General features: G+C 48.0%; 8 protein-coding genes and 1 pseudogene. 5 read left to right on the forward strand and 4 right to left on the reverse strand.

Translation table 11 applies throughout. The annotated features are described in order from the left end of the window. Positions 1 to 82 precede the first annotated feature (82 nt). Complete coding sequence (locus BSHG_RS02945; RefSeq protein WP_008661174.1) at positions 83 to 1,609, forward strand: M48 family metalloprotease; 1,527 nt, start codon at positions 83 to 85, stop codon at positions 1,607 to 1,609. A gap of 110 nt (positions 1,610 to 1,719) precedes the next feature. Here BSHG_RS02945 and BSHG_RS02940 read toward each other — a convergent pair whose 3' ends face one another. The 4 genes from BSHG_RS02940 to BSHG_RS02925 form a co-directional block, all read right to left on the reverse strand. After that, positions 1,720 to 4,581 carry an alpha-amylase family glycosyl hydrolase gene (locus BSHG_RS02940; protein ID WP_008661175.1) on the reverse strand — a complete coding sequence of 954 codons (2,862 nt, stop codon included), beginning with the start codon at positions 4,579 to 4,581 and terminating at the stop codon, positions 1,720 to 1,722. 104 nt (positions 4,582 to 4,685) lie between these two features. Further along, positions 4,686 to 6,284 (reverse strand): SusF/SusE family outer membrane protein, encoded by a 1,599-nt coding sequence (locus tag BSHG_RS02935; RefSeq protein ID WP_008661176.1) that lies wholly within the window; start codon positions 6,282 to 6,284, stop codon positions 4,686 to 4,688. A 35-nt stretch (positions 6,285 to 6,319) separates the two neighbouring features. After that, positions 6,320 to 7,939 (reverse strand): RagB/SusD family nutrient uptake outer membrane protein, encoded by a 1,620-nt coding sequence (locus BSHG_RS02930; protein ID WP_008661177.1) that lies wholly within the window; start codon positions 7,937 to 7,939, stop codon positions 6,320 to 6,322. A gap of 10 nt (positions 7,940 to 7,949) precedes the next feature. After that, a complete protein-coding gene (locus BSHG_RS02925; protein WP_005798907.1) occupies positions 7,950 to 10,958 on the reverse strand; it encodes a SusC/RagA family TonB-linked outer membrane protein in 3,009 nt (1,002 codons plus the stop codon). Positions 10,959 to 11,273: 315 nt separating this feature from the next. Between BSHG_RS02925 and BSHG_RS02920 the strand changes: the two genes are divergently transcribed. From BSHG_RS02920 to BSHG_RS02910, 4 genes and pseudogenes are all read left to right on the forward strand, one after another. Continuing rightward, on the forward strand, positions 11,274 to 12,284 hold the full coding sequence (locus tag BSHG_RS02920; RefSeq protein ID WP_005789577.1) for a LacI family DNA-binding transcriptional regulator: 1,011 nt from the start codon (positions 11,274 to 11,276) through the stop codon (positions 12,282 to 12,284). 20 nt (positions 12,285 to 12,304) lie between these two features. Continuing rightward, entirely contained in the window at positions 12,305 to 13,621 is a 1,317-nt protein-coding gene (locus BSHG_RS02915) for an MFS transporter (protein WP_005798908.1), read from the forward strand. A gap of 350 nt (positions 13,622 to 13,971) precedes the next feature. Beyond that, a pseudogene (locus BSHG_RS0220705) lies at positions 13,972 to 16,279 on the forward strand (family 65 glycosyl hydrolase domain-containing protein). 351 nt (positions 16,280 to 16,630) lie between these two features. Then, positions 16,631 to 17,683 (forward strand): efflux RND transporter periplasmic adaptor subunit, encoded by a 1,053-nt coding sequence (locus tag BSHG_RS02910; protein ID WP_005789585.1) that lies wholly within the window; start codon positions 16,631 to 16,633, stop codon positions 17,681 to 17,683. Positions 17,684 to 17,689 lie beyond the last annotated feature (6 nt).

Here is a 17,689-nt window from a genome sequence, read left to right on the forward strand (position 1 = left end):
TAGGAGAAAAAACAGCGCTGTAGGAAACTTCTTTCGTATCTTCGTAACATCTAATCATAAATTCACTAAAAAAGATACGACTATGAAACGACTGACTATCCTATTTATGCTCTTTCTGACCTCGTGCATGCTCTATGCCAAAGACCGGAAAGGAAATGACCTCAGCGGTCCCATTGCACTGAAAGGCGAATTGACCGAAAAGTACCAAAACTACACGAAAGGTACTCCTGTCGTCATCCGGGGAGTACGAAAAATGCGCATTTCACCCGATGAAACGGCAGGCATCACCTATGCCGTGGAAATAGACGGGCTGCAATATCCTGTCGGGGCAGAAGAAGCCGGTAAGATCATCCGGCTGAAACCGGCGACAGTCCTTGAATACTGGCAAGGCGTTTACTTGTCACAAGGCATGTATGATTACTACAATCGGAAAGGTTATCGTTACAAGATGCGACAGGAACTGGACGAGGAGTGCCTGGACTATCTGGATAAACTCAACGAAATAGCCTACAAAGACGCCTACATTCAAGACTATGTACAGGCCATTTTTGCCAAAGTCAATCCCGGCGAAATAGATACGAACCGTCCGGAACGACTGAATGTACGCATCATTCAGTCACCCGAACCAGATGCCTATATGCTACCCAACGGGGCCATGCTAGTAAGCACCGGACTTCTCTGTACCATCGATTCGGAAGAAGAACTGGAAGCTATTATCGCCAACGAAATGGTTCATTTCATCCTCGATCATCAGGTGGATAATGTGTCACGTGCCGAAACCCGCGCCAAACGGGCCGCTTTCTGGGCGGATGTATTGGGGACAGTAGCCATGGCGGCCGACGATACCAACTGGATGTATGGATATGACGAACGGGTGGGTGCCATCGAGTTGGCAGCCAGCATCGGAACCATTGCCGCTCTGATCAACGTGCGTACAGTGAATCGCCTGGGTATGGATTACAACAGCAAACAGGAGCTGCAAGCCGACCGGATTGCCCGCGATTACCTTGCCTTCAAAGGGATGAACCCCAATGCTCTCTCTTCTGCCATCAATAAAATAAAAGAGTTTTATGGCTCAGTCCATCGCTACGACAACCTGACACGCTACGGCAGCTACGGTCTGTTGAAGGAGCGCCTTGCCAAACTGGGAGAAACCGAAAGCATACACAGCCATATGTTTGAGAAAATGACCTCGGACATCGTGACTTTCAATGCTGCCATGTATCAGGGAGACAAACGCTATAAAATGGCGGAACAACTGGCTCAGAAGAACATAGACAATCGGGTGGCCTCCGATCATGACTACGTGATTCTGGTCAAAGCACGTATGGCCCAGGAGAATACCCCGGAGAGCAACGAAGCTTGTATGAAACTATTGGAAAAGGCCCGGGAAATTGCCACCGCACGCAATCTGGATATCAACAAACAGGAGATTCTGTTGCTGATGCGCATGAACAAACAGGCAAAAGCCGCCGACAAGCTGAGAGAGTATCTGGACCTGCTGGCCGAATATAAACAGCAAAACGACATGAACACCCAGGAATCCGAATGGATCGGAGAAGAACTGGACTGGGCTAGCAAAATGCTTTCAAAAATCAGTCTGCTATAGTCGCTATCTTAAAATTCCATAAAGGGTGTAGCCATACAGCCGGTATAGCTACACCCTTTATTACAGATGGCTACACCTTCCGGAGCAAAGGGTGTAGCCCTTTTATAGAATCAGAAATTGATATAGACGCGACATTCGTGGGCAGGTATCGTCAGACCGGTCGGTATCGAAGTCACATGAAGTTTCGTGCCATCCAGATAGTTTGTCCAGACTCCCGTTACCGGAAAAGAAGTGATTGCCTCTATCGGCTTAGCGGTAAAATTACCAACTACGACCAACCTCTTGCCGTTGGTTGCTGCAAGAGTCAGGAAACGTCCTCCGGTCCAGTTGGCTGTCTTCACCAACCAGGAGAACGTGCTCCCCGGATTAAAGAGTTCAGAATGTTCCCGCCTCAACTTCAACAGTTTTGCATATGTATTGCACAACCCTTTCCGAGCTTCATTGTCCAGATATTCCCAGTGCAGAGGTTTCCTACCTGTCCGTCCCCCTTCTTCAATCGACACATCGTATCCCATTTCACCAAACTGCCATACCATCTTAGGACCGGGTGCCGTGAAAAAGAATGAAGCATTCGCAGCAAGCTGTTTCATACGGACATTTATATCCGATTTTAAAGGTCCCTCGCCATAAGCAATCTGCTTAAAGGCTGTCCGCTCTTCGTCATGGCTTTCCATAAAGCCAACCCACCCTCCGTAGGGCATTGTTGTTCCGAAAGTAACCAATGGTGTAAAATCACTGTTTGACGGATACCCCATTGCCGACTGGCAATAAGCATTGTTCAGGTTACGCCAAAGTTGCATGCCTTCTTCGGCCAATTTGCTCTCCTCTTTTTCGTCACAGAAATGCTCCAGGATGACGACTGCCTCCGGATTCACCTCACGAACTGTCTCGTTATAATCTTTCAGGATGGCAATACGCGAAGCGTCATAATTTCCGGCAGTGGCCTCCGTACTGCTGTTTTGTGTAAAGCCCTTTGTCATGTCGAAACGAAAGCCATCGATGCGATATTCCTCCAGCAGGAACTTCAGGTTCCGTTTCACAAATGCACGTACCAAAGGCGAGTCATGATTGAAATCATGAAAGACACCGTAGGGATGAGGTTCTTTCACATTAAACCAAGGGTTATCGGCTGCCGTACGGTTATTTTTGGTATCCCAATACAAACGGGCAAAAGGATGCGAACCACTGGCATGGTTGTAGACAACATCAAAAAGAACAGCCATACCCGCTTCGTGGCATTTATCGATAAAAGCCTTATACATATGATCGGTACCGTAAGCCTTGTCCAAAGCAAAATAGAAACAAGGATTGTATCCCCAGCTGTCATTGCCATCGAACTCCTGCACCGGCATCAACTCAACAGCATTGAAACCTAAACTTTTCAGATATCCTATCTTCTCCATAGCACCGTTCAGATCGCCTGTGGCAGTGAAATCACGCAACAACAGTTCATAGATCATCAGATTATTTTTATCGGGTATCCGGAAGTTTTTAACCTTCCATTCATAAGAATCCCCTTGTATTTTGAATACAGAGGCAATGCCGACAGCACCCTTGGGATACTCTTTCGCATCGGGGTAGGTAGAAGAGGGAATGTATTTATCGTTATCCGGATCGAGTATCTTACGGCTATAAGCATCAGCCAGACGAAGAATCTCCCCGGCCCTTGTACCGACATAATACTGAAAAGCATATTCACGGGTAGGCTGAAGTCCGGTCAGTGTAATCCACCAGCAGCCCGCAGCATCATCCCGGTTCATTTGGCTGTTGCTTTCATTACTCAACTTCCAGTCATTAAAATCACCCACGACATGGGCAAAATCCTTATGTCCCCCTTTCTTGTCTTTATCATACAGCACCAACGTGACTGTGGATGCGTCTATCAGATTGATTCCTTCCTGCAGACCGCCAGGCATAGAAGCATATCTGACAGCCGCGGGTTCAAAGGGTTTATACAGATGATCGGTAACAGAGACAAACGAGTCTCCGTCCGTTCCTTTCTTGCTCCCGTCGGCACTGCGAATCACGACACCCAATTGCCGAACCGGTGTTTCGTTCGAACCAAACCATTGACGGATCGAAGGTGCCAGCGTAATACTCCAGATATTATCTGCCACCCGGACCATTTTACATTTATCCACATTGGTATTCCACTCCGCAGGCACATACATCCAGGTCCCTTCTGACACCACTCCCGTATGTACATACACATCACCCGCATAACCATAGAGCGGGGAAGTTTTCGTCGCTTTAAAATATAGCGTCAATTGCCTGTCAGCATCCGGAGTCTCAGGTCGGAAACTCAGTCCGTCGTCACATCTTCCCTCCTGCGTGATCCGGATTTTTTCCGAAAGGCTGCCGCTCCTGATGACAATCTCTCCTTCACGCCCGGCCACTCCCTCATTGGGAGCCACCGTAAAAGCCAAGTTGGTAACCACCAGTCCGCGGGTATTGGCCTGCGAAATCCAACTACGATCCACTTCCGGAATTTCGACCTCAAATGTTATATTGGCTTTTACTTCCACCTGCACAGTTCCTCCTTCCTTGCCCACTTCGAAACGGGAAGCTGTCAGTGTCAGTGCATCTTTCTGCTTTTGTGAAACGGTAAAACTTTTTTCAATTCCTCCCGCCACCAGGGTCAGCTTGACGCTACGGCTGTCATAATCAGCATTTTCCTGTATACTGATAGTCACAGAAGCATCGCCCGCTGTTCCCGAAGATGGAGACACCGTACACCAGTCTGCCGCTCTGCGTGTATCCGTATCGGTGGTCAGCGAGATCCGCCATGGACGTCCTGACGAGAACGATAGATTCCGGGTTCCCGAAGTAGCGGCAAAATCAATGCCTTGCTCAAAAAAAATCTCACTATCAGAAGAAAGAATCAGAGAATCGGTTTCTTTCTCTTCCGACGAGCAACCGAAACCAATCAGCGGAAGCAGGAGGAGCAGAAACGGAAAAGTTAAATATTTCATAGATTAAAAGGTATTATTGTATATAAAAAAGGATGCCAACCTTATGCAGGTTGACATCCGAAGTATCTTCCTGGCATTTCTCTTCCAGATAGAGAAATACAGGATTATTTTTTAGTCATGGTCGCCGTTTTAGCATCCGGATTCAATACAATGGTATAGGCTCCGGCTGTCACTTTCATATTAGCACCATCCTGAGTCAATGCCCCCAGGCTGCCACCCAGATTGACAGTCCAAGCACCGTCCCATCTGAATTTCATCTCACCGGCTACCAGAGTGACGTCCACCGACCAGAGTTTAGTTGCCGGATCATAATTCATCACAGTTCCTTTGTCCCATCCACCGGGTGTGGCATCACCAATTATCTCCCAACCGGTCTTGGTCAACGAGGCTGTCAGCTTCTTCATATCGGCACCTACCCGATAGTATCCGGCTGTTTCAATCTTGATATTATCGCCGTCGCTGGGCATCAGAACAAATGTCCCTATGTTCTTAGCTTCATCCCAACTGATAGGGCCCATCATACCGATCCATACCCCGGCATCCCAGAATTTAAATTTGGTATCGGCATCAAAATAAAATGTTCCGGTATAGATAAAGTCGCGGGCAGCAGATTGCACTTTGTAACAATCATCTTTAGTAGCGTCCCATCCCTGATAGCTCCCCGGTAATGCCATTTCCGCACTCGACAATTCAATGGTAGTTTCTACCATGCTATAAGAATATTTACCGGCATTTGTCAGATTCATAGTGATCACGTATGGGCTGGCTTTCAACACCTTAAAATTATTAGGCCCTGCCACCAGTTCGCCTTCAAGTTCGGACTCCTTACCGGATACCGCTCCGTAGTTATCGGAATCCCAGTTATTGTTCGACCTGAATTTAAACTCTTTGTCAAGCAATGAAGTAGTAACCGTCCATAAGCGGGTGGTGGCGTCATAGTCCATTTGCGTGTCCTTATCCCAACCACCGGAAGTAGCGTCTCCCACCACTCCCCATACAAGGGGTTCGGTCTGTTCCACCTTACCTTCGGCATCTACTTTGATCCCGTAGAATCCTTTTTTAGCAGCCGTCTGATCCTTTGCCAGAACCTTGGTAAGATCACTTCCGTCTATAATAGCATACGAAACACCATCCGCATCGAAGTTGGCATATCCCTGGTATACCCCGTCACCATCGGGATCGCCCAACAGGTAAGCATTCGTATAGTCCCAGTCCGGATAGCCCACGGCCACATAAGCGAACTTCCAGTCAACCGCATTCGGATCAAAAAGAGTCGCCTTAAAAGTAATCGAGTTCGAAGCCGGATCAGCAGTCATGTCATACGCTTTAGAAGTCAGCGTAATCGTAAAGTTATAAGTCTGTCCCGGATAAGCCCCCACCTTAGCCATCATAGTGTTCATCTGTCCATTGGTAAACTTCAGGCTGGTAGTTCCGGTTTCACCCAATAAGACAGTTTTCGCATTCGCATCATTCGTCAGTGTAACGTCATAATTCACCACTGCCTTCACTCCATAGTCTGCTGCCGTCCACTTGATCTCGGGAAACTCAGCCGCAGCATTTTCATCGTTGAAAGTAAAGTCGCTTTGAGAGAAAGGCTCAAAAGCAGAGGCTTTCTGCAACTCCATGACGGGCGACTTCTCATCTTCGCAAGCCGTAAAGGCCAGAAGTCCTAACAACAGTGTATAGAAATATATTTTTTTCATAATCTTAATTCGTTGTTTTTAATAGTCATTCGATTTTAGTATCCTTCATTCTGCTTGAGATTGGTGTTAGAACCGATATCGTCTGACGGAATCGGGAACACGTTGTAGAAGTTCTCAACAGCCTTACCTTTGGCTGTACCACCCTTCCAAGGCCATACGTAACCGGCAGTAGTAAACAGTCCGAAACGTACCAGGTCTGTACGGCGTTGTCCTTCGAAGAAGAATTCACGGCCTCGCTCGTCAATGATGAAGTTCAATGTCAAATCGGAATCAGAGATAGGAGCCAGCGTCTTATCACTGTACGCTCTCTTACGCAGATCGTTCACATAACGGAGAGCAGTAGCTCTGTCGCCACCCTGACCGCCTCTGAGCACAGCTTCGGCATACGTCAGGTAGATTTCACCCAGACGGAAAAGCGGGAAGTCTACGTAAGCTTCCTTTGAAGGAGGCAGCGTTCCATCCTTATTTACATTGAAGTATTTGGTAACTGGAATACCGTTATTTTGGAATGTATTTTCGTCAATAATTTCAAGACTGGTTGTCAAATCGGTACGAAGCATTGCCTTACGGGTATCCGCATCACTGCCACTCTCTTTGAGGAACAGATTGTAGAGTGACGATTTTGCCCTTACACCCTGCCATGCTCCTTTGGCATTGACTTCTTCCTGAGTCGCCGTAGCCCCCCAGCAAAGGAAGGCGGTCATACCACCCCAGGTCATCGTCTGGTCGCCCTCATAGCGTACCGGGAAAATCATTTCGTCGGACAAGTGGTTGTCTGCCTTGAACATATCTACATAAACAGGTTCCAACTGATAACCCGTTTCGATCACTTTCTTAGCATACGTGATACATTCGGTATATTTGTTCTGGCCAACGTAAGTCTCCGCATTAAGGTACAGGCGTGACAAGAGTGCCCACGCGGCAGCTTTGTTGGCATGCCCGTAGTCCTGGCTGTATCCCACTGTGGGCTCCAACATATCCTCTACGCATTCAGTCAGTTCTTTCTCGATCCAGTTGAACAGATCGGCAGCCATGATCTGCTTCGGCGGAATACTTCCGATCGGGCTGTTTTCGTCTACAAACGGTACATTGCGATACAAGTCGAGCGCATATTCATAGCTCAATGCACGCAGAAAACGGGCTTCGGCACGCCATGTCTTGATCGAGGCTTTCAGTGATGCGTCACAACCGCGGGCATCCAGTTTATCTTCGGTAGTCTCACGCAGATAAGCGTTGGCTACATTGATTTGATAGAACAGGCGGTAATATGAACCCTTGATCCACGGACTGGATGCACCCCAGGAGATATGGTTGAACTCAGGGATACCGGGGTCATTCCATGCACAGTGTGCAATGTCCGAAGGCAAATCCTGCATATTCCACAATACACGGAGGAAGGAAGCCTGGCTACCGCCATCGATGCCTACCACATCCTGATCGGAATCACCCCCGCTGTTACCGCCGATGGCCATGCCTGCATAAATCTTAGCAAGACTCTGCTCATAAGCCAAGGGCTCGTTCCCGAAAACAACGTCGGAAACCAATTCGTCTTTGTCCAGTGGAACCGTATCGAGGTCGTTCACACAAGACGCTACTCCTAACATCATTCCCAGCAATGCACAGGGAAGAAGATATTTAAATTTTATTGTTTTCATGTTTTACAGATTAAAAGTTGAGATTAAGGCCGATCATGAATACACGGGGGCGAGGATAGATGTTGTTATCGATTCCTTCACCACTGATTTCCGGATCCAGTCCCTTGTACTTAGTAATGACAAACGGATTCTGTACCGTAGCATATACGCGTGCACTCTGCTTATCATTGAAGAGTTTATTAAACGTATATCCCAAAGAGATGTTGTCCATACGCACGAACGAAGCATTCTGAACGTAATAGCTGGAACGGTATTGAGCGTTCTTGAAATCAGTGCTGCGGGCAGAGGTCAGACGATTTTTCAGGAATCCGGTCTGGTCATACATATTGGCGCCTTCGTATGCCTCACGGTTGGACTGCACATTATTGTAAACATAGTTACCGAAGCTGCCGCGCAAAGCAAATGAAAAATCCCAGTTCTTATAAGAAAGTTGTGAGGTCAGTCCCATGAACACATCAGGAGCAGCTTTTTTGAAGCAGATCAAGTCGGCGTCGTTAATCTGGTTATCTCCATTCTGATCTACATAAGCACCTTCGATAGGTTTACCGTCAGGACCATAAATCTGCTCGAACACATAGAAGGAATTGAACGCCTCACCTACCCGATGGATCAGGGCATTGTATCCTGTACCGCCATCGATGCCGCCATGGATGACACCGGCATAGTTCGGGTCGTCGTTGAAAGTCATCTTGGTGATCTTATTCTTATTATAAGAGATGTTATAGCCGATATTCCAGTTCCAGTCCTGTGTTGAAACAGCATGGGCATTGATGCTGAACTCAAAACCCTTGTTCTCCAATGTACCTACATTAGTCAGCAACTGATTGCTGAAGTTAGTTCCGGCAGGAGCCGTAACGGTGTTCAGCAAGTCCTTCGTTTTACGGAAGTAATAGTCGATTGTACCCGTGATGCGTCCATTCAGGAAACCGTAATCGATACCTACGTTCCAGGTTGTGGTTTCTTCCCACTTCAGGTTCTGGTCATAAGGTTGCGGAGCAATCAGTGAGTATTCGGTATCACCAAAATAATAGTTGGCACCTGCCTTGGAATACATGTATCGGGCCATATAAGGATAGTCTCCATTGCCCAGATTCTGCTGTCCGGTCACACCATATCCCAAACGTAATTTCAGATCCGAAATAGCGTTCACATTCTTCAGGAATGACTCTTCGTTCAGCTTCCATGCCAGTGCTACCGATGGGAACAGGCCCCAACGATTGTCCGGACTGAAACGTGAGGAACCATCGTTACGCAGGGTAAATGTCACCAGATAACGGTTCAACAAAGTATAGTTGAGACGTCCGAAGAAAGAAACCAGATAGCTTTCGCTCGCATAGTCATCTCCTTTTTTATAGAATTCTTCTCCCGTCTTCTCTGCATAGGCAGCCGAGTAAGGATAGGAGTTGGTAGTCGAATTATAGAAATGCTGCCAGGAGTAACCTGCCATAACATCAATATAATTAACTCCGAACGTATTGGCATAGTTAAGGTAAAAATCAAGCAAAGTGTTGCGTTTCAGCTGAGTATAATGGCTGTTTTCACCAAAGCCGTTTTTGAAATTACCCGTACAGTAAGTCAAAGGTGAATTATCGGCTATAATCACGTCACCTTTACTTTTCGATACATCATAACCTAAGTTCAGGTTAGCGCGAAGTTCAGGCAGGAAGTGGAATTTATAATCGATCTGCGCATTGCCGATGCTGCGGTAAACAGTCGATTTATCATCTTTCTCTTCAAGCATGGCAACCGGATTGGCCAGGCCGATATCAATCGGAGAAGCCTTGTCTCCCTCCTGCTTCATATACATAAAGTATCCGTTTCCATAAGGATTGCCTTCCATATAGACAGGCTGTGTGGGATCATACTGGGTAGCCAGACCGATAGCTGCACGGTCGGCAAAACGGTTCTTATTGTATACCCCCTTCACATTGAGCTGGATGTTGAGCTTCTTGTCGAAAAAGTTGGGGTTCAAGTTGATGGCACCTGTCAGACGTTGCATATTCGAAGTCTTCAGGATACCGTTTTCGTTTGTATACGCCACGGACACACGATAAGGCATATGCGGAACTGCTCCGGATACACTTACATTATGATCGGTACTGAAAGCCGTACGGAAGATTTCATCTTGCCAGTCGGTAGAGGTTTTACCCAGCGCATTGGCCTGAAGGCTGTTTTCGCCAAACTTCTCGATTACAAAATTACGAAAATCTTCCGCCTTCATCACATCAACCGTATTCGATTTCGTACTGATAGAGAACGTACCACTGTAGTCTACCTTCACACGTCCCGACTGCCCTTTCTTAGTGGTAATGATAATGACACCATTGGAAGCACGCGAACCGTAGATAGCAGTAGCAGAGGCATCTTTCAGAATCGTAAACGTCTCGATGTCATTGGGATGAACAGTAGAGAGCGGGTTGCCCATACCCTTGATCTCGGTGTTATCGACAGGCACTCCGTCAATAACGATCAACGGATCGTTGCTGGCCGACATGGATGAACCTCCACGCACACGGATCGTAGCTCCGGCCCCCGGGGCTCCACCATCGGTAATCACACTGACACCGGCAGCCTTACCCACCAAAAGGTCGGAAGCCGAGGTAGCCATACCTTTTACCATCTTATCCGCATCGATTGCCATCACCGAACCGGTTACGTCATTTTTCTTCACGGTACCATAACCAATCACCACCGCTTCCTGAAGCATCACCGCATCTTCATGGAGAGTTACCGTCACGCTGGGAGCGGCTTTCATTTCAACCGGCTTATAACCGATGAAAGAAATTACAAGAGTTGAATTTTGAGGAACACTCAGAACAAAGTTTCCGTTCAGATCGGTAATCGTACCGATAGAAGAATTATCCTTCACAACCACATTCGCGCCGATTACGGGTTCACCCGTTGAATCTTTCACATGTCCCTTGACAGAGACTTGTTGTGCATAAGCGCTCAATGACAAGAATAGCCCAAACAATAGGGGCAGAATCATACGACAGACTCTAAGATTAACTTGCTTCATGCATCTAAAAATTAAAGTTAACAATATAAATATTAAATATACTTTCTAAGAGATAGAGAATGAACGACTTCATCCCGATTCTTGATTACGTAGCAAAAATACTATTTAAACAATAGTCGCTTATTTAAATTCAAACAAATCCACGCATGCAACTCCGCAAACGATTGCATCATAAAAGCGGACTTATAACATACTATCACTGAACTTTTCAGTCTCCTTTACACTATTTTTGTGACATATTAAACAAATCCATATATACATTGGTTTTGTCTTTATATAAATTCATTTACCTTTGGCTGAAAACCAATATGTACCATGAGTAAACCGCAAATCACCATCAAAGACATTGCCCGCGAACTGGGGGTATCGCCCTCCACCGTATCGAGAGCACTGAAGGACAATCCGGACATCAGCCAGGAGACGAGGGATGCTATACATAAGTACGCGCGCGAACATAATTATAAGCCCAACGTACTGGCACTGAACCTGCGCACCAGCCGTTCGAACACCATCGGGGTCATCATCCCCCAGTTAGTTCACCACTTCTTTTCGTGTGTGCTGAGCGGCATTGAGAGAACGGCGGCGGAAGCGGGCTACAACATCCTGGTGGCGCAAAGCAACGAGGAGTACGAGCGGGAGGTAAAAATCGTTCACTCCTTCCTCGCCGCACGGGTTTGCGGAGTCATCACTTCGCTCGCCAAAGACACATCCCGATATGACCATTACCAGGAATTGCTGGACAACAATATTCCTATCGTTTTCTACGATCGCATCTGTACCGGTATCAACACCGAACGGGTGGTGGTAGACGATTACGCCGGCTCGTTTGCCGCCGTGGAGTATATGATACAGACGGGCTGCAAGCGCATCTTCTTTTATAGCGCCGCTCCCCACCTCGAAATATCGAAAAACCGGCGGAACGGTTATATGGACGCGATGAAAAAGTATCGGATTCCGGTGGACCAAAGCATGATAAAGTTATGTGACAGCCGCGAAAAAGCGATTGCCATCACTCCCGCCCTGCTCGAAAGGCCGGATCATCCGGACGGCTTCTTCGCCATCAATGACGAAACAGCTTCGGGCATCCTCTACTCGTGCAAACTGACCGGACGGAAAGTGCCCGACGAAGTGTCCATCTGCGGATTCACCGACGGCGCCATCGCCCAAAGCACAGATCCGAAGCTGACCACAGTGGAGCAACATGGCGAAGAGGTGGGCAAAAGCACCATCAGGCTGCTGATAGACAAACTGGAAGGGAACGATGAAGGAAAAAGCGGTAATAAAATCGTGCGTACCAACTTAGTGGTACGGGGAACGACGAAATAAATCTACTTAATAAATACACCATGAAAGTAAAGCCTGACTTAAGTTTTTGGAAGCTGTGGAATATCAGCTTCGGTTTTTTCGGCGTGCAGATAGCCTATGCCCTTCAAAGCGCCAACATCAGCCGTATATTCGCCACGCTGGGCGCCGACCCGCACAGCCTGAGCTATTTTTGGATACTCCCTCCGCTGGCGGGAATCATTGTACAACCGATCATCGGAGCTGCCAGCGACAAGACATGGACCCGTTTCGGACGACGCATCCCCTACCTTTTTGCGGGTTCGCTGCTGGCGGTATGGGTGATGTGCCTACTGCCTAATGCGGGAAGTTTCGGTATGGCAGTCGGCACGGCCATGATCTTCGGACTGGTAGCGTTGATGTTTCTCGATACTTCCATCAATATGGCGATGCAGCCTTTCAAGATGCTGGTGGGTGACATGGTGAACGAGAAACAGAAAGGGCTGGCCTACTCCATTCAGAGTTTCCTGTGCAATGCGGGTAGCCTGATGGGCTATCTTTTCCCATTCATCTTCACATTTATCGGGATCAGCAACACGGCGGACAAGGGCACGGTGCCCGATTCGGTAATTTACTCGTTCTACATCGGCGCCGCCATCCTGATTCTATGCGTCATCTATACCACGGTAAAAGTGAAAGAGATGCCTCCCAAAGAGTTTGAAGAGTTCCATGGTATCACGGCGGACGAAAAGAAGGAAAAAGCCGACTTTATCTCCCTGCTGAAGCATGCTCCCAAAGTGTTTTGGACGGTAGGGCTGGTACAGTTTTTCTGCTGGGCCGCTTTCATGTACATGTGGACCTACACCAACGGTGCCATTGCCGCCACGGTGTGGGGCACTACGGACGTCCAAAGCGCCGGCTATCAGGAAGCGGGCAACTGGGTAGGCGTGCTGTTCGCCGTGCAGGCCATCGGATCAGTCATCTGGGCTGTGATATTGCCATTGTTCAAGGCCCGCAAACAGGCCTATGCTTTGAGCCTCGTACTGGGTGGCATCGGTTTCATATCCACCCTATTCTTCCACAACGAATATCTGCTGTTCATCTCTTATCTGCTGATCGGCTGTGCCTGGGCCGCCATGCTTGCCATGCCGTTCACTATCCTGACCAATTCGGTTTCGGGCAAAAACATGGGGGCTTACCTGGGACTGTTCAACGGAACCATCTGTGTACCGCAAATCGCCGCCGCCCTTGTCGGAGGAGGATTGCTCCACCTCGTCGGGGGGCATCAGGTGAACATGCTGGTGCTGGCAGGCGTACTGCTGATTGCAGGCGCCGTTTGTGTATATTTCATCAAAGAGACGATGGCGCATCACGAAGCGTAAAAGTATACTGCGGAAAGATAAAAAGTGCTCCATAAGCAGCTATAGCGCGAATGACTTTTGAGTTTAAAAGAGAGGGGGTATTGGTTTAAAATCAAAGTACCCTCTCTTTTAAACCAAAGGCTACTTGATTTTAAACCAACGCAACCTCCGTCGGCAAGAGATAAAAGAATACCTTCATGACAAAATAAATCGCCCCACCTGTCGCTGATCCGGAATCATCTCCCACCATTCGTACCATAAAATAGCACGAAAGATAAAAAGAACGCAGAGTTTTATCTGTTATCCACTGTCAGCACGGACTTTTTTTGTATCTTGGGTGCCGTAAACAACCGACTCAATCTTAAAAAGCCATGAAACAATTCCTCAAGGTAGACGAATGGAACATCATAGAAGAGGGTTTTCACCCCGATAACATGCGCGCTTCGGAAAGCATATTCAGCCTCGGAAACGGCCGGTTCGGACAGCGGGGAAATTTTGAAGAAACCTATAGCAGTGACAGCCTGCAAGGCTCGTACGTGGCAGGCATCACCTTCCTGGACCGAACCCGGGTGGGATGGTGGAAAAACGGATATCCCCGTTTCTTCTCGCGCGTCCCCAACGCACCGGACTGGAGCGGCATTTACCTGAGACTGATCGATGAGGAGCTGGACCTGGCCCATTGGGATGTAGAAGCATACAGACGACGACTCGACATGCGCGAGGGAATCTCTTACCGCGACTTTCGGGTGACCTCGCCCAAAGGCCACACGCTGGAAGTACACGTAGAGCATATCAACAGCCTGGCAAACCAAAATCTTTGTCTGATAAAGTACAGTGTGACGTCGGTGAACTACGAAGGTAAAATCTCCCTGGTACCCTTCCTGAACGGCGACGTAAAGCACGAGAACTCTAATTTCGACGAAAAAATGTGGAACATCCTGCGGGCCGAAGCCACTAACGAGTACGCCTACCTCTGGGTGCAAACCAAGCATGAGGATTCACAAATCTGCCTGGGCATGACTTACCAGTTTTATAAAAACAGCAAACCCACCCATATCAGTCCCATCAAAATAGAAAAGGAGAAATTGACAGGATTCAGCGCCGGTGCCGATGTAAAACCGGGTGACTCTGGAAAAATATGTTGCCATCCTCTCCTCTCTGCAATGCGACCGTCAGGAGTTGGTGGAGTATGCGGTGGACGAAGCGCAAGCCGCCAAAGAGCAGGGTTGGGAAGCACTGGTCGGCGCGCACAAACAGCAATGGGAAGAAATCTGGGAGGAAAGTGATGTGATGATCGAGGGAGACCCGGCAGCGCAACAGGGCATCCGTTTCAACATCTTCCAGCTGAACCAAAGCTACCGGGGAGACGACGCGCGCCTGAACATCAGCCCCAAAGGATTTACCGGTGAGAAGTATGGCGGAAATACACAATGGAACACCGAACTGTGCTGCGTGCCCTACTTCCTGTTATCGACCCCGAGAGAAATATCACGGAAACTTTTGCTATACCGTTACAACCAACTGCCCAAAGCCATCGAAAACGCACGCAAACTGGGATTCGGCGGTGGAGCCGCCCTCTATCCGATGGTGACTATCCATGGAGAAGAGTGCCACAACGAATGGGAAATCACATTCGAAGAGATACACCGCAACAACATCATCGTGTATGCCATCATGCAATTTTCGAGGGTAACAGGCAACAAAGAATATATCGCCTACTACGGTCTGGAAGTGATGATCGCCATCAGCCGTTTCTGGAGCCAGCGAGTCTCTTTCTCGGAAGCCCGACAGAAGTATGTGCTGCTCGGGGTAACCGGACCCAATGAATACGAGAACAATGTAAATAACAACTGGTACACCAACTACTCTTGCGTGCAGTGCCTGCAAAGCACCATCGAATGCCTGGAGATGGTGGCGCATGAATATCCGGAAGAGTACAACCGGATACGCCGCTCAACCGAGTTCCGGCATGCCGAAGAGACGGCGCGATGGAAGGAGATCATCGAGAAAATGTATCTGCCCGAAGACAAAGAACGCGGTATCTTTGTGCAAGACGACGGCTATCCGGACAAAGTACTGGGTACGGTAAACGATATTCCCGTCAACGAACGGCCGATCAACCAACACTGGTCATGGGACCGGATTCTGCGCTCGTGCTACATCAAGCAAAGCGATGTGCTGTTGGGACTTTTCCTCTATTATGAACATTTCGACCGGGAAACCATCCGTCGCAACTTCCGGTTTTACGAACCCCGCACCGTACACGAATCTTCTCTTTCGCCTTTCGTGCATGCCATTCTGGCTGCATGGATAGGAGATACGGAAGAAGCTTACCGTCTCTTCCTGCATTCCACACGCCTGGATCTGGACGACTACAACAACGAGGTGCACCAAGGCCTGCACGTCACCAGTATGGCCGGAAGTTGGCAAATCATTGTACGCGGATTCGCCGGAATGAAAATACTGGACGGACAACTCGACTTCACTCCCATCATTCCCGAAGCATGGGACAGCTATACTTTCAAAGTAAATTTCCGCAACTGCACCTTACAGATGAAAGTCGGAAAACAAGAGATAAAAATCTCTCTTTTAGAGGGATATGAATTGAACATACGCATCTCCGAAGTTGTTTATAACCTGAAAAAGGGTAAAGATTTGATTGTACCGAAACAAAATTAAGGCAGGGAGTTCTATGGCAGGACTCAAAGGAACATAAAGGCAAAAAGATATACTTCTTTGATTTTCAAACAGGTAAGGAAAATTACACCTTCTTATGCTCTCTTCGGTAAATCAATATTTCGTTAATAATATGAAATATACAAACCGGAAAACTGTTTTTGGTTTTTTAGTTTTATATCTTTGCGCCCTCAAAATGTGACTAAACAGACTATTAATTACTTTAAAACGAACTAAAGGAGTTCGCCACAACACCATACAGAGTTTCTTTTCTATTGTTTCCACTCTGTGGAACTCTCTGTGAATCTGTGGTGAAAGGAACAAAAAACACTTAGCGTATAATCAATGGGAAATATGAAAAAAAACTATGGATGTATCCTCGCAGCCCTCATTCTACTGACGGCTTGCGGACAAAAGAAAGAAGACAGTGTGACAACAGTACGCCCCGTAAAGACGGCCAGGGTAGAGTCCCGGTCGGAAATCAGAAAAGACTTCTCGGGCATTGTAGAGGCTGTGGACTATGTGAAACTGGCCTTCCGCGTGAGCGGACAGATCATTAACCTGCCAGTCGTAGAAGGCCAAAGGGTCAAAAAAGGACAACTGATTGCCGCTATCGACCCGCGTGATCTGGCTTTGCAATACGCGGCAGACAAATCGGCTTACGAAACCGCCGCCGCACAAGTGGAGCGTAACAAACGATTGCTGGCACGGCAAGCCATCTCGGTACAGGAATATGAAATCAGCGTATCGACCTTCCAACAAAAAAAGTCGGCCTACGAACTTTCAAGCAATAATATGCGGGACACCAGACTGACGGCTCCTTTTGACGGCTCGATCGAGAAGCGGTTAGTAGAAAATTACCAACGCGTGAACTCGGGAGAAGGCATTGTACAGCTGGTGAACACCAAAAAACTACGCATCAAATTCACTATCCCCGACGCTTACCTTTACCTGCTCCGCTCCAAAGATCAACGTTTCCGCGTAGAATTCGACACCTACCGCGGGCACATTTTCAACGCCAAACTGGAGGAGTATCTCGACATATCGACAGACGGTACCGGTATCCCGGTGACCATCACGATCGACGATCCGGCTTTCGACCATGCCCTGTACGAAGTAAAACCGGGCTTTACGTGCAGCATCCGCTTCTCTGCCGATGTAGGCCCGTTCCTGGAAGAAAGCATGACGGTGGTGCCGCTGAGCGCGATATTCGGTGAAAGCGAAGGTAACAAAACCTACGTATGGGTATTGAACGGAAACCAAGTGAACCGTCGTGAAGTAACCGTTTACTCTCCTATGGGAGATGCACAGGCTTTCATTTCAAAAGGATTGAAAGCAGGCGAGACTGTGGTGACAGCCGGTGTGACACAACTGGTAGAAGGTGAAACGGTAAAGGAACTGAAATAAGAGTGC

Source organism: Bacteroides sp. 3_2_5, from assembly GCF_000159855.2.
Taxonomy (GTDB): Bacteria; Bacteroidota; Bacteroidia; order Bacteroidales; family Bacteroidaceae; genus Bacteroides; species Bacteroides fragilis.

What these genes read in the sequence shown, in the direction of transcription:
- BSHG_RS02930 (WP_008661177.1), bottom strand. Translation starts at nt 7,939, where the DNA reads ATGAAAACAATAAAATTTAAATATCTTCTTCCCTGTGCATTGCTGGGA.
- BSHG_RS02920 (WP_005789577.1), top strand. Translation starts at nt 11,274, where the DNA reads ATGAGTAAACCGCAAATCACCATCAAAGACATTGCCCGCGAACTGGGG.
- BSHG_RS02945 (WP_008661174.1), top strand. Translation starts at nt 83, where the DNA reads ATGAAACGACTGACTATCCTATTTATGCTCTTTCTGACCTCGTGCATG.
- BSHG_RS02935 (WP_008661176.1), bottom strand. Translation starts at nt 6,284, where the DNA reads ATGAAAAAAATATATTTCTATACACTGTTGTTAGGACTTCTGGCCTTT.
- BSHG_RS02940 (WP_008661175.1), bottom strand. Translation starts at nt 4,581, where the DNA reads ATGAAATATTTAACTTTTCCGTTTCTGCTCCTCCTGCTTCCGCTGATT.
- BSHG_RS02915 (WP_005798908.1), top strand. Translation starts at nt 12,305, where the DNA reads ATGAAAGTAAAGCCTGACTTAAGTTTTTGGAAGCTGTGGAATATCAGC.
- BSHG_RS02910 (WP_005789585.1), top strand. Translation starts at nt 16,631, where the DNA reads ATGAAAAAAAACTATGGATGTATCCTCGCAGCCCTCATTCTACTGACG.
- BSHG_RS02925 (WP_005798907.1), bottom strand. Translation starts at nt 10,958, where the DNA reads ATGAAGCAAGTTAATCTTAGAGTCTGTCGTATGATTCTGCCCCTATTG.